The following is a 12,920-nucleotide window of genomic DNA, read 5'->3' as shown; positions in this document are numbered from 1 at the left end:
CGCCGGACCGACTACCCGAACAGGTTCACCGGCCGCACGATGTCGGCGTAGATCAGCAGCGCGCTCATCCCCGCCAGCAGCACCACGACGACCATCGTCAGCGGCATGGTCTTCGCCAGGTCGATGGGCCCCGGGTCCGCCTTGCCGACGAGTTTGAACGACCGTCGCTTGATCGCTTCCCAGAGCGCACCAGCGATGTGTCCGCCGTCGAGCGGCAGCAGCGGCACCATGTTCAGCACGAACAGGCCGATGTTGAGCGAGGCCAGCAGCCCGAGGATCGTGTACGCCTTGTCCACGACGGGGACACCGCTCATCGACGAGACCTCGCCGATCGCGCGACCAACGCCCACCACCGACACGGGGCTGTCCTGCGACCGCTCCTGGGCACCGAACGCGGCGTTCCACACGGCGACCAGGCGCTGCGGCAGGTCGATGATCAGGTGCGCCGACGCCGCGATCTGGGCGCCGGTCGCGGGCAGCACCTCGGCCGGGGACTGCCGCACCAGCGACTGTCCGATGCTGACCCCGACCACGCCGACGCGCTGGGTCTTCGTGGTGCCGTCGTCGTTCTTCACGACCTTGCCCTCGGCGTCGTAGACGTCGCGGGTGGCGGTCGTCGGGGTGATCTCGAGCGTCTTCTCCGCCCCGTCGCGCTCGACCACCACGGTGACCTGCTCGCCGGCGGACTCCTGGAAGACCTCGGAGACCCGCGCGATGGTGGGGTCCTGCTCGCCGTTCACCGAGAGCACGACGTCACCGGACGCGATCCCCGCCTGCTTCGCCGGGGACACCGCGTCGCCCGGCGAGCACTCGGTCGTCTGGCTGTCCGGCAGCACGCACGCGACACTCGAGGTGAAGGTCGTGGTCGGGGACCCGAACCCGCACAGCAGCACGCCGAACAGCACGATGCCGATCACCAGGTTCATGGCCGGACCGGCGACCATCACGATGATGCGCTTCCACGGCGTCAGCCGGTAGAAGGCTCGCGAGTCGTCCCCGCCGGAGTCCGCGATCTGCTCCGCGCTGGCCTGGCGGGCGTCCTGCACGAACGCGCCGTACATGCCGGTGTTCGTGATGGCGTTCGCCCGGCCCGAGGCGCGCGGCTTCAGCATGCCGACCATCGAGATGTAGCCGCCGAGCAGGATCGGGCGGATCCCGTACTCGGTCTCGCCCCGCTTGAACGACCAGATCGCCTTGCCGAAGCCCAGCGAGTACTGCGTCACCTTGACGTTGAAGAGCTTCGCGAAGGACAGGTGCCCCAGCTCGTGGAGTCCGATCGAGACCAGCAGGCCGATGATGAAGACGACCACGCCGAGGACGAAGAGCAGGACGGATTCGACGGTCACCGGGAAAGAGTACGGGACTGATTCCATGACGGAGCCGAGCGCCGTCTGAGAGGTGATCGGGGCCTCCAGGCCTGTGCGTCACGTCCGCGGTCTGCCGCCTCCGCGTCGGACGGGAGGCGCGACTCGCGTCAGCGGGTCAGCGCGCGGTCCGCAGCGGTGCGGGCCCACTGCTCCGCGGCGAGCACGCCGTCGAGTGACGACTCCCCCGCCGTGTGCTCCTCGACGACGCGCGCGACGGTGTCGACGATGTCGAGGAAGCCGATCGCGCCGGCGTGGAACGCGGTGACGGCCTGCTCGTTCGCGGCGTTGAAGACGGCCGGGTACGTCCCGCCGAGCTCGCCCACCCGCTTGGCGAGGGCGACGGCACCGAAGGCGTCCTGGTCGAGGGGCTCGAACGTCCAGGTGCTCGCGGTCGTCCAGTCGAGCGGGACGCCGACCCCGGGCACCCGGTCCGGCCAGGCCAGGCCGAGGGCGATCGGCAGGCGCATGTCCGGGGGCGACGCCTGGGCGATGGTGGAGCCGTCGACGAACTCCACCATCGAGTGCACGATCGACTGCGCGTGCACGGTGACGTCGATGCGGTCGTAGGGGACGTCGAAGAGCAGGTGTGCCTCGATGACCTCGAGGCCCTTGTTGACCAGGGTCGCGGAGTTGGTCGTGACGACGAGCCCCATGTCCCAGGTGGGGTGCGCCAGTGCTTGGGCGGGGGTGACGTCGCGGAGCTGCTCGCGGCTGCGCCCACGGAACGGGCCGCCGCTCGCCGTCAGGACGAGCCGCTGCACCTCGGCGTCTGCGCCGGAGCGCAGCGCCTGCGCGATCGCGGAGTGCTCGCTGTCGACGGGCACGATCTGCCCGGGCGCCGCGGCCTGCTGCACGAGGGAGCCGCCGACGATCAGGCTCTCCTTGTTCGCGAGGGCGAGGGTCGCGCCGCTCTCGAGCGCTGCCAGCGTCGGGCCGAGGCCCACCGAACCCGTGATGCCGTTCAGGACGACGTCAGCCTCGACGCCCCGGACCAGTCGCTCGGAGTCGGCGGCGCCGAACGCGGTGTCACGGACGCCGAACCGGGCGGCCTGCTCGGCGACGAGGTCGCGGTTGCTGCCGGCGGTGAGGCCGACGACCTCGAAGCGGTCGGGGTTGCGGGCCACGACGTCGAGCGCCTGGGTGCCGATCGACCCGGTGCTGCCGAGGACGACGATCCGTCTGCGGTCCGGACCGGTGCTGCCGACGCGGCGGTCCGTCATGGTCAGCCCTTGGCGAGGATGTCGACCACGAAGACGAGCGTCGCGTTCTTCGGGATGCCCGAGCCCTCCTGCGGGTTGGCGCCGTAGGCGTCCTCCGGGGTGGCGACGATGAGGACCTGTGAGCCGACCTTCTGGCCGACGAGCCCGGTGACGAAGCCCTTGATGAGCGCGCTCTCCGACACCGTGAAGGTGGTGGGGACGCCCTTCGACCACGAGGAGTCGAACTCCTTGCCGGTGTCGTAGACGACGCCCTTGTACTGCACGAGCGCGGTGTCGCCGTCGGCGATGTCGGCCCCGTCGCCCTGCTTGAGGACCTCGACCGTGGTCTTGGTGGGGGCCTTCACACCCTTGGGGACCGTGATCTCCGGCTCACCCGATGCCTTGAGCGTGACCGTGGGCAGACCCGGGTCCTGGTCCTGCGGGGTGCCGTTCGCCTTGGTCGGCGTCTGCGCGACGACGTCGGCGACGACGACGATCTCGCCGCCGGTGTTGAAGCCGAGCGCGGAGGACTGGCCGACCGCGGCGACCCGGTCGCCGACCTTCGAGCAGGCGAGGAGCGCGCCGAAGCCCGATCCGCCGACGGACAGCACCTGCGGGTTGCCCTCGTCGAAGCCGACGGTGCCGAGCTTCTTGGCGTCGGACGCCTCGTACACGCTGTAGGACACCTGCGCGTAGTCGCCGTCAGCGAGTGCCGCGCCCTTGCCCTTCACGAGCCGGGTGGCCTGGGGGGTCTTGGCGGAGAGTCCGGACGTGAACTTCACCGCGGGCGCCTTCGGACCGCCGAACGACCCGGTCGCCTTGATGGCGTCGGACGACTTGCCCGGGTCGGGGCAGGAGGTGATCGCCGAGGCCGTGGCGCTGGCCGACGGGGTCGGCGAGGCGGAGGATCCGTTCGAACCGGAACCGGAGCAGGCGGCGAGTCCCAGCACGACGGCGGGGACGATGGCGATCGGGAGCAGGCGCAGACGCTTCACGAGGACCTAGTCTGCCCCACCTGTCGAAGAGTCTCCTGCCAATGACGCAGGTCGGACGACCAGCTGCGGCTCGTGGTGCACCGGGAACGCCACGGACCGTGCGATGAAGCAGAGCTCGTTGGCGGTGACGTGTGCGGCTTCGGCGTCCGCGACCCGGTCGGCCTCGAGGATCGTGACCACCGGGTGCAGGGTCGCCGCGGTGAGCTCGCCCGAGCCGTCACGGTTCAGGCGGAGGGACGCGGTCGCGGTGTCCCGGTAGTCGACGACCGTGAAGCCCTGTGTGACCGCCACGTGCAGGTAGCTGAGCATGTGGCACTGCGCCAGTGCCGCGACCACCATCTCCTCGGGGTTCCACCGGTCGCGGTCCCCGCGGAACGTCGGGTCGGCGGAGCCGGGGACGTCGGGCTTGCCGGTCGCCGAGACCACGTGCTCGCGGCCGTAGTCGCGGTACCCGGACGTGCCGGTCCCGCGGTCGCCGGTCCAGCTGACGGAGACCTCGTAGGAGTGGTCGTTCACGGTTCGGCCCTTCTCGTCGGCGTCGGTCCGGCCGTGGCGGGTGTCCGCCTTGGCTAGCATGGCGGCATGACGGTGAGCCCCGAAGTCCGCACTGATCGCCATCCTCTCACCGCCGACGGTTCCGTCGAGCTGGCGGTGCTCGAACGCTCAGGGTTCGACGAGAGCCGACACATCGGGGCAGGTGTCGTCGTCGACGCGGCCGGCACCGTCATCGACGCCGTGGGCGACGTCGCCGCGAGCATCTACCCGCGCTCGACCATGAAGCCGTTCCAGGCGCTGGCGGTCCGAGGCGCCGGTGCGCTGTTCTCCGATGAGGAGCTCGTCCTCACCACCGCGAGCCACGCCGGCACCGCGGCGCACCAGGCCCTCGCCCTGCACATGCTCGAGTCGTTCGACCACGTCGAGGCCGACCTCGGCTGCCCGCCCGACATGCCCTTCGACCGCGGCACCGCCCGAACGATGGACGGTCCCCGCCGTCTGGCGATGAACTGCTCCGGGAAGCACGCCGGCATGCTCGCGGCCTGCCGGGTGAACGGGTGGGACGCGGCGACCTACCTCGACATCGAGCACCCGTTGCAGCGGCGGGTGCGCTCCGTGGTCGAGGAGTACACGCACGAGACCGTCGACCTGGTCGGTACCGACGGCTGCGGCGCTCCCGTGTTCCCGCTGACCCTGACCGGTCTGGCACGTGGGTTCGCCGGTGTCGTGGCCCGGGCCGACGGCGACTCCGCCGCGCTGACCGACGCCGTCCTCGCGCACCCGTGGGCGATCGACGGCGTGGGGCGTGCGAACACGGTGACGATCGAGCGGCTGCAGGTCCTCGCCAAGCTCGGTGCCGAGGGAGTGATGGTGATGGGCCTGCCCGGCGGTGCCGCGGTGGCGGTGAAGGTGCTCGACGGTTCGCAGCGTGCCGGCACCCTGGCGGCCCTCGCGCTGCTCGAGCGGAACGGGCTCGTCGCGGCTGACGGGGTCGCCGAGGTGCTCGCCGCGACCGGGGAGCCGGTGCTCGGCGGCGGCGTGCCCGTCGGGTCGGTCCGCGTCGGGGCCGGGCTGCGCTGACCGGTCGGTGCTGACCCTCATCCGGTGAGGAGCGGGAGCACCGGTGTCACCCGGACGGCCCGTGCCTGGTCGGGGCGTCGGACGGAGCAGCCGTAGCGCGTGACCTCGACCGCGACGTCCCAGTTGCGGGGCATCGATCCGAGCCCGGCGACGAGCACCACGGTGCCGTGCGGTCGGCCGTCCGCGGTGAGCCGGGCGACGACGGAGGTGCCCGGCGGCAGGGTCCGCATCGTCGGGCCACCGTCGGCAGCGGCCCCGGCGGCCCCGGTGGCCCCGCAGATCAGCGTGTCGCCGACGTCTCCGGTGTCGCAGTCCGGAGGCACCATGCCGATCGTCGCGGCGACGAACCCCGGCGAGACGGCCCACCGCAGCTCGTCGTCGTCACGGGCGGCTGCGGCTCGGAGCTGTTCGGCGAGTCCCCCGAACACGGCGTCGGCGAGCACCCCGGTACCGAGGACCACGACGTGGGACACCGGGTCGACCTCGAACACGCTGGCATCGGGCCCACACCCGTACCCGAGGACGAGCACGGCGGCTCCGTCGTCGTCGCCGGCCCCGACGAGGCGCTCCGGCGCGCCGGGGTGGTCCGGTCCTTCGGGGTGGTCCGGTCCATCGGGTCGGGCCGTCGCGTCGGGTCGGGCCGTCGCGTCGTACTGGCCTGGTGGCGGTGGTGCGACGATCACGACGGGGCCGGTGCCGGTGCCGGTGCCGGACCGAGGTGACGCCGAGCGATGGAGCACGACGTCGACCAGGGCGCAGCAGGCGCCGCCAGCGAGCAGGACACCGTGTCCCAGCCCGCTGACCGGGGCCAGGAGCCCGGCCACGACGAGCACGATCGCGGCAGCGACGACCAGGCAGCGGGCGGTGAACGGGGACACCACCCCATCGCACCAGGCCGGGCCGATCAGCACCGGCGCCGAACGAGATCTGTGGAGAAGTCGCCTACTGCACCAGGAAGAACTGCTCGCCGATGTCGACGCGGGCGCCACGTTCGACCCGGTACCGACGCCCGGGCTCACAACGCCGGATGGAGCCGTCGATGTGCCGCACCACGGTGCCGTTGCCGGAGAACCGATCGGAGACCCACAGGTCATCGCCGTCACGGCCGAGCTCGAGGTGGGTCTTGGAGACCGACTTGCCCGGGTCGTGCACGGTCAGCAGGTCGTCGTACCGCTCCCCCGGCTGCGGGCGCGGCAGGCGGCCGAGGAGCCCAGTGCCGTGCACCCCGAAGCGTTCTCCGGTGCTGAAGTGCAGGACGAAGGGCGCCCGGGTCGGGGTCTTCGCGACGATGCGGGTCTCGTCGACGTCCTCGTCGAGGTCGTCGAGCGCGTCGGCCGCTGCGACGGGCTCCGAGCGGTCAGCGGGCGGCAGTGGGAGCGCGGGTCCGGTCGCCCCGGGGACCGGGGGCAGCGGCGCGGCGAGGGGCACGCCCGCGGTCGTCGCGGACGGCGCCGAGGACGGGGCCGTCGCGGAACCGGGCACCGGTGGGATCGGAGCGTGCGGCGCGGCGGGAGCATCGGACCGTGTCTCCGGCTCGGCCACCGGGGCCGCATGTGCCCCGCGGGGCCGTCGGCCCGGCTCGGACTGCTCGACTCCGGCGTGGACGGACTCGTCGTCGCGGACCGACTCGTCGTCCGCCGGGACCTCGTCGTCCACCGGGACCTCGTCGTCCACCGGGATCTCGTCGTCCGGTTCTGCGGACGCATCGGACTCGTCCGACGCGTCGTGCGCGTCAGCACCGTCGGCATCGGTGACGTCGGAATCCTCGGCTGCCCAGTCGGGTCGCGTCATCGGCAGCGGCATGACCGGTCCGGTGAACGCCGCGGTGACGGCCGGTCGGACCGCTCCGCACTCGCCGCAGAAGATGTCGTCGGGCTCGAGCCGGTTGCCGCAGACGTGGCAGATGGTCGTCTCGTGCATGCCGGGCGTGACGAGCGGGGCCGGACGCGGGGGCCGACGGTCGACCAGAGGCTCGACGACGGCGGTGTCCCCGGGTTGCGGGGGCGACACGACGGCCGGCTGCTCGGTGGCGGGTGCCTGGGCGGCGCTCGGATCCGAGGCAGCGACGACGGTCTCGTCGTGGTCCGGCTCGGGGGCGTCTCGATCGTCCTGAGCGGGGGCCGCCTGCTCGGCGGCTGGCTCTGCAGGAGCGTCCGGCATCGGCGGGACGGCCGGATCGGCCGGAGCGTCGGCAGCGGCCGGGGTGCCGCGACCCACCCACCAGGACGGACCGGCGGGTGCAGCGGGCGGCGCGGTGGACGCCGGCGGTGCCCAGACCGGCGCGGTGGGTTCGGCGACCGGCCGGGGTGCGACCGGTTCCGGCGCGACGGGCTCAGCGGGGGCAAGCTGGTCGGCCACGGGCAGCTCGACGTCGTCCACAGGGGTGGCGGGGGTCGCCGGGGCGAGACGCGTGTGCTCGGGGTCGTCGGCGTCGACGGGTCCGGCCGGGTACGCGTCCGGGTCGAGCGCAGGCTCCGGGTCCGACTGGGCCGGGGCTCCCGACCAGTCCTCGAGCCCGGATCCGGCACCGTGCACGTGCGACGGGGCCTGCCGCGGGGCGAAGTCGTCGGGGCGCTGCACCGGAACGGGTGCGGGCGGCTCGGTGCCCCTGCGGTCGGCACCGGTGAGCCAGGCGCGGGTGGCGGGGTCGAGGGTGGCCTCGGGCAACCAGGCGTCGGACGCCGGGTCGGACCGTCGGCCGTGGGCGTCCGGCTGTTGCAACGGTGGCGGCGGTGCCTGTTCGACGGGGGTCGGCGCGACCGGGCGACGGCTGGCCGCGGCGGTGACCGCGCGTCCGCACTCACCGCAGAAGATCGCCCCGTCCGGGAGCATCGATCCGCAGTGTTCGCATCTGATCACGTGGTGCCTCTGTCCTCACTCGGCCGTCCACGACGCTCGTCCGGCCTCTGGCCATCGTAGTCGCCGTGCCCCGACGCACCCTGGCCGCCGGTTCCGCGTCGACGACCGGGTGCCGGACGTCCACCGGATCCGCGCAACGATCGGAGCGAGACCGCGGTCCGGAACCGCTCTCGTCTGGTGCGGCCGGTCCGCAGCGAACCGATCGCGTCGTCCGTCGCCGCCCACATGCGGTCCGAGGTGGTCCGGTCGACGTCGCTCGGCCCGAAGACCGCCCGGTCGGCCAGCGCGGCGAGTCCGGCGCCACCGTCCCCGGGTGCGCCGACGACCGTTTCGCGGCGGGTGGCGGAGCGACGCACGTCGTGCCCGCGGTCCAGCAGGGCGTCGCGGTACTCGTCCCATGCGCCGACGATGCGGCCGCGGGGTGTCGCGGCGTTCCGCCGTCGCCGACGCCGCAGCCGCTTCAGCAGGACGATCACGACGAACGGCAGGAGCACGAGGGCGACCACGCCGAGGGTGCCGAGCGCCCAGGGCAGCACCGCGAGGAGGATCTGCAGCCACAGCGGTTGCACCGGCGGCGTGTTGCGGTCGCTCTCCGGCGGCGCCTGCTGGTCCTGGTCCTGCCGGTCGACCGGGGGCGGCGGCACGACGGTCTCCGGTCGGGTCACCGGCTGCGGCGTCTGCTGCTGTTCGTTCGGGATCTCCCGGACCTCGGGGTTGGGGTTGAGCATCACCCATCCCCACTGGGCGGTGTCCACCTCGATCCGGGCGGTGACGTCCGAACCGCGGAACGTCGTCGTGCCGCCACGCTGCGCGGTGCCGCCAGTGCCCGAGTCTCCCCCGGCCGTGAAGCCCATCACGACCCGCGCGGGGAACCCGATCTCGTCCGCCATCAGTGCCGCGGCCGCGGCGTACTGCTCCTGGTCGCCGATCATCAGGGGCGAGGTGAGCAGCTCCTGGAGGCGGTCGGCGCCGTGACCGGAACGGCTCATCCGGTCGTCACCGACGCCGTGGCTGACATACCCGTTCCGCTGGAGCGCCTGCAGCGCCGCGAGCAGTTTCGCCCCGGGCGCCGACTCGCTCTTCGTCGTCGACTCCACGGTGTCGCGGACGGCCTCGGGGACGTCGCGCGCGGTGGGCACGGCGGCGCTCCCCGGTCGCGCGGCGGCGAGCTGTCGTTCCGTCGGCTGGTCGGGCACCACGGCAGTCAGGTCGTAGGACGTCCGGGCACCGACACCGCCGACCACGGCTCCGGTGCTGGTCGACCCGTTGTAGAAGAAGGCACCGCGCTCGTCGTCGGCGTCCGGTCCCGTGAACTCCACGCGCTCCAGGTCGCCCACCGTCGGCAGCCACACACCACGGTACCCGTCGACGGTCACCCCGACGTCGACGGTGGTGCCGCGGACGCCACGCACGTCGACGGCGGTCGGGACGCGTTCGAAGGTGCCGGACCCGGAGGAACCGTCCGCGCCACCGACGCGGTAGACCACGCCGTCGTAGGTGTCGAGCGTCGCGATGCGGACGAAGCCGTCCTCGGGCAGTCCGGTCACCCGGAGTTGCGTCGCATCGGCCGCGTCGGACCCCTCGTAGGCGCGGAACCCACTGAGCGGACTGACGTAGTCGCGGGGGTCGAACGGCTTGACGACGTCGGTGCGGGCGACGGTGCGGTCCCCCGATGGCGGCGCCACGAGGCCCAGCCCCGTCGCCACGACCGCCGCGGCCACGATGGTCCCCGTCCCCACGAGCGCGGGGCGGACGATGGACCGTGCGACCGGCACGCTCGAGCCGATGGTGGTCGCCACCGCGACCGCGCGCCGCGCGTGCCGCACCGTCAGCGCCCAGACGAGCGCGATGCCGACAAGGACGACGGCCGTCACGATCGACGTGTCCAGCCGGCTCGGTCCGACGACCACGCCGACCGCGAAGAGCACCAGTGCCGGGATGCTGGCGAGTTCCTGCCTGGAGGCGCGGGTCGCCACGCTCACGGCCGTCACCGTGGCGACGAGCAACGTCACGAAGTAGGGCACGAGGAGCGCCTCGTACGACCCCACCGGCAGACTGATGGTCACCAGCTGCTTCCAGCCGAGGGCGACGCCGGCGAAGAGGTCGAGGAGTCCGCGGCCGGTGGGCAGCAGGCCGTTCGCCTGCACGGGCACCGCGGCCGGGACCCCGGTGAGCGTGAAGGCCGCGACCGTCGCGATCGACACCACGGCCATCGGGAGCCGCAGCACCGTGCCGAGCAGTGCGACGAGCGTGCCCGCGACGATCGCGGTGGCCGCTGCGGCGATCATCGCGCCGTCGCGGTACACCGGCCACCAGGACGTGCTCGCGACGGCCAGCAACAGCCACACCGCCAGGGTGCCGCCGGCCAGCCGGAACGGGACGAGCCGTCGTGCGTCGCGACGGTCGGATCGGCGGGTCGAACGCCTCGCCCGGTCCGCCGGGACCGGGGTGGTGACGGGTGCCGCGCTCACGCTGCCGACGCCGATCGGTGCAGGGCGTGCCGGAGGTCGTCCAGGTAGCCGACGGTCATGACCGTGAGGCCGGCGACCCGCAGGAACCGGGGCTGGGCCTCGGGCTCGCAGATCACCGCGACGACCTCGACGCCGACCGGGAACCGCGTGGCGGCGAGCCGGAGGGCCGCGAGTCCGACGGTCGACCCCACCACGAGGAACGCGACGGAGATGCCATCGGTGTCGCTGCCGACGATCCGGGACACCTCGGCGATCGGCAGGCAGGCGTCGGCCAGACCGACCGACGCGAAGTCGTCGAGCAGCCGCGTCGGGGTGACGGTGGGGAGCGTCCGGACGGCGTACACCGCACGCTTCGCGAACTCCGGCGTGCGCTGCGACACCACGACCGAGACCTCGCGGCCGTCCCGGATCGCGCGGGCGCCCAGCGACGCCGCTGCACTCACCGCGAGCTCGAACTCCTCGTCGTCGGCGAACTCGGAACGGGCGATGCCGAGTGCGACCACGAGGTGCGAACGCCGGGTGTCCTCGAACTGCCGGACCATGAGCGCGCCCGACTTGGCGGTCGACTTCCAGTGGATGGTGCGCGGGTCGTCACCGGGCATGTACTCGCGGATGGCGTGGAAGGCGATGTCCGCCGGCGACAGGTCCGTCGTCGCCTGGCCCTCGAGGTCGCGCACCAGACCCGTGCTGGTCGACGGGATCGCGATGGTGCGGGGGTGCACGATGACCTGCTCGCGGGCGGTCCAGACGACCTCGCGACGGACGAGTCCCACCGGGTCGGCGCGGACACCGGTCACGGGTCCGACGTCGAGCACACCTCGACGGACCGTGGGGACGGGGACCTGCCGCTCGAAGGTGCCGTGCGGGCCGATCACGGGGATGGCGACGTCGACGAGCCCGGAGCCGACGGGCACCTCGACGGTGGTCGGCACCGAGGGCAGACGCGTGGGGTTCTCGGCCGTCACGATCACGCCGGCCTCGTCGCCGACGGCCACGCGGTGCTGCGGCAACCGCATCCGGATCGCCAGCCGCGACCGTCCGATCAGCGCCACCGCCGCGACCACGGCGAGCACGGCACCGGCGAACCCGACGACGACGACCTCCCGCAGGCCGAACCGGTAGCCGGCCACGAACGCGACGAGCGTGAGCGCGGCGACCGTCCACCCGAGCCCGGTGACGACGGACGAGACCTCGCCCCAGAGACGCAGGACGAGCCTCCAGACCGTTGCCCAGAGCCGGACGATCCCGATGACCGCATCGGCTGCGACGCCCTCGCGGTCCCCGACGATCCGCGTGCGGACGTTGGTCATGCCGGTGACCGTCCCCGTGCGCTCGTACGCCGTCGTGCCACGACGCGACCGCGTCGAGGACGGACGGCGCGAACGCGTGGAGACGGGCCGGCGGTCCGTCACGTCGTGACTCGGTCGGCGGGCGGCGGGGTCTCCACCAGGAGCTGCGCGATGACGCTCGGCGCGCTGACACCGTCGAACTCGGCCTCCGCGTCGAGCACCATGCGGTGTGCGAGGACCGGGACCGCCAGGGCCTTCACGTCGTCGGGAGTGACGTAGTGCCGACCGCTCAGGGCCGCCAGGACACGGGCGGCACGGATCAGGCCCATCGCTCCGCGGACGCTGACGCCGAGTCGGACCTCGCTCGCGGAACGGGTGGCGTCGACCAGTCGGGCGACGTAGTCGGCGATCACGGCGTCGACGTGCACGGTGCGTGCCAGCGCGGCCATCTCGGTGATCGTCGCGGCGGGCACGACGCTCGCCAGCGGGACGGACGCCGACGGAGCCGACGACGTCTCGAGGATCTTCACGGTCGCGGCGTGGTCGGGGTAGCCGATGGACGTCTTCATGAGGAAGCGGTCGAGCTGCGCCTCCGGCAGCCGGTACGTGCCGGCCTGCTCGATCGGGTTCTGCGTCGCGATCACCATGAACGGGGCGGCCAGACGGTGGTTGACGCCATCGACCGTGATCGCGGACTCCTCCATGGCCTCGAGCAGCGCGGACTGGGTCTTCGGACTCGCACGGTTGATCTCGTCGGCCAGCACGATGTTCGCGAAGACCGGGCCGCGGTGGAAGTCGAACTCCTGCGTGCGCTGGTCGTAGACGCTGATGCCGGTGATGTCGCCAGGGAGGAGGTCGGGCGTGAACTGGATGCGGTTCGTCGTGCCCTGCACGCTCTGCGCCATTGCACGAGCGAGGCTCGTCTTGCCCGTGCCGGGGACGTCCTCGAGGAGCAGGTGCCCCTCGCTGAGCATCGCCGTGACCGCGAGGCGGATCACGAACGTCTTCCCGAGGAGCACCTGCTCGACGTTGGTCACGATGCGGCCTGCGACGTCGGCGAACCAGGTGGCCTGCTCCGGGGTCATGCTCATGCGTGGTGGTCCTTCGGTCGTGACGGGAGGTGCGGCGGAGGGCGGGTTCGGAGCGGCGGGGGTCAGCCGCCGGG

Annotated in this window: 10 protein-coding genes; 1 reads left to right on the top strand and 9 read right to left on the bottom strand. The window is 72.8% G+C overall.

Features of this window, described 5'->3' with window-relative positions; all coding sequences use genetic code 11:
• Positions 1 to 11 precede the first annotated feature (11 nt).
• The 4 genes from KK097_RS14765 to KK097_RS14750 all read right to left on the bottom strand — a co-directional run bounded on the left by KK097_RS14765 (position 12) and on the right by KK097_RS14750 (position 4,137).
• Positions 12 to 1,346 (bottom strand): M50 family metallopeptidase, encoded by a 1,335-nt coding sequence (locus KK097_RS14765; RefSeq protein ID WP_214530873.1) that lies wholly within the window; start codon positions 1,344 to 1,346, stop codon positions 12 to 14.
• Positions 1,347 to 1,474: 128 nt separating this feature from the next.
• Entirely contained in the window at positions 1,475 to 2,587 is a 1,113-nt protein-coding gene (gene dxr, locus KK097_RS14760) for a 1-deoxy-D-xylulose-5-phosphate reductoisomerase (RefSeq protein WP_214545299.1), read from the bottom strand.
• Positions 2,588 to 2,589: 2 nt separating this feature from the next.
• Positions 2,590 to 3,561: an FKBP-type peptidyl-prolyl cis-trans isomerase gene (locus KK097_RS14755; RefSeq protein WP_214530870.1), complete on the bottom strand. Its 972-nt coding sequence runs from the start codon at positions 3,559 to 3,561 to the stop codon at positions 2,590 to 2,592.
• A 6-nt stretch (positions 3,562 to 3,567) separates the two neighbouring features.
• On the bottom strand, positions 3,568 to 4,137 hold the full coding sequence (locus tag KK097_RS14750; RefSeq protein ID WP_250896787.1) for an OsmC family protein: 570 nt from the start codon (positions 4,135 to 4,137) through the stop codon (positions 3,568 to 3,570).
• Positions 4,138 to 4,143: 6 nt separating this feature from the next.
• Between KK097_RS14750 and KK097_RS14745 the strand changes: the two genes are divergently transcribed.
• Complete coding sequence (locus KK097_RS14745) at positions 4,144 to 5,136, top strand: asparaginase (RefSeq protein WP_214530868.1); 993 nt, start codon at positions 4,144 to 4,146, stop codon at positions 5,134 to 5,136.
• Between the two features lie 17 nt (positions 5,137 to 5,153).
• Here the strand turns inward: KK097_RS14745 and KK097_RS14740 are convergent, their stop codons facing one another.
• The 5 genes from KK097_RS14740 to KK097_RS14720 form a co-directional block, all read right to left on the bottom strand.
• Positions 5,154 to 6,014 carry a hypothetical protein gene (locus KK097_RS14740; protein WP_214545298.1) on the bottom strand — a complete coding sequence of 287 codons (861 nt, stop codon included), beginning with the start codon at positions 6,012 to 6,014 and terminating at the stop codon, positions 5,154 to 5,156.
• Between the two features lie 64 nt (positions 6,015 to 6,078).
• On the bottom strand, positions 6,079 to 7,995 hold the full coding sequence (locus tag KK097_RS14735) for a zinc-ribbon domain-containing protein (RefSeq protein WP_367575486.1): 1,917 nt from the start codon (positions 7,993 to 7,995) through the stop codon (positions 6,079 to 6,081).
• On the bottom strand, positions 7,992 to 10,466 hold the full coding sequence (locus tag KK097_RS14730) for a TgpA N-terminal domain-containing protein (RefSeq protein WP_214545297.1): 2,475 nt from the start codon (positions 10,464 to 10,466) through the stop codon (positions 7,992 to 7,994). Before KK097_RS14730 ends, KK097_RS14735 begins: the two co-directional genes overlap by 4 nt.
• Positions 10,463 to 11,776, bottom strand: coding sequence for a DUF58 domain-containing protein (locus tag KK097_RS14725; RefSeq protein ID WP_250896786.1), 1,314 nt, complete (start codon positions 11,774 to 11,776; stop codon positions 10,463 to 10,465). The genes KK097_RS14730 and KK097_RS14725 overlap by 4 nt, the downstream gene beginning before the upstream one ends.
• 98 nt (positions 11,777 to 11,874) lie before the next feature.
• On the bottom strand, positions 11,875 to 12,846 hold the full coding sequence (locus tag KK097_RS14720; RefSeq protein ID WP_214530858.1) for an AAA family ATPase: 972 nt from the start codon (positions 12,844 to 12,846) through the stop codon (positions 11,875 to 11,877).
• Positions 12,847 to 12,920 lie beyond the last annotated feature (74 nt).

This window comes from Curtobacterium flaccumfaciens (assembly GCF_018598405.1).
Lineage (GTDB): Bacteria > Actinomycetota > Actinomycetes > Actinomycetales > Microbacteriaceae > Curtobacterium > Curtobacterium aurantiacum.
Note: the sequence above shows the minus strand (reverse complement) of the source record. Positions and strands in the feature narration are given on the sequence as shown.

What these genes read in the sequence shown, in the direction of transcription:
- dxr (WP_214545299.1), bottom strand. Translation starts at nt 2,587, where the DNA reads ATGACGGACCGCCGCGTCGGCAGCACCGGTCCGGACCGCAGACGGATC.
- KK097_RS14750 (WP_250896787.1), bottom strand. Translation starts at nt 4,137, where the DNA reads ATGCTAGCCAAGGCGGACACCCGCCACGGCCGGACCGACGCCGACGAG.
- KK097_RS14745 (WP_214530868.1), top strand. Translation starts at nt 4,144, where the DNA reads ATGACGGTGAGCCCCGAAGTCCGCACTGATCGCCATCCTCTCACCGCC.
- KK097_RS14725 (WP_250896786.1), bottom strand. Translation starts at nt 11,776, where the DNA reads ATGACCAACGTCCGCACGCGGATCGTCGGGGACCGCGAGGGCGTCGCA.
- KK097_RS14720 (WP_214530858.1), bottom strand. Translation starts at nt 12,846, where the DNA reads ATGAGCATGACCCCGGAGCAGGCCACCTGGTTCGCCGACGTCGCAGGC.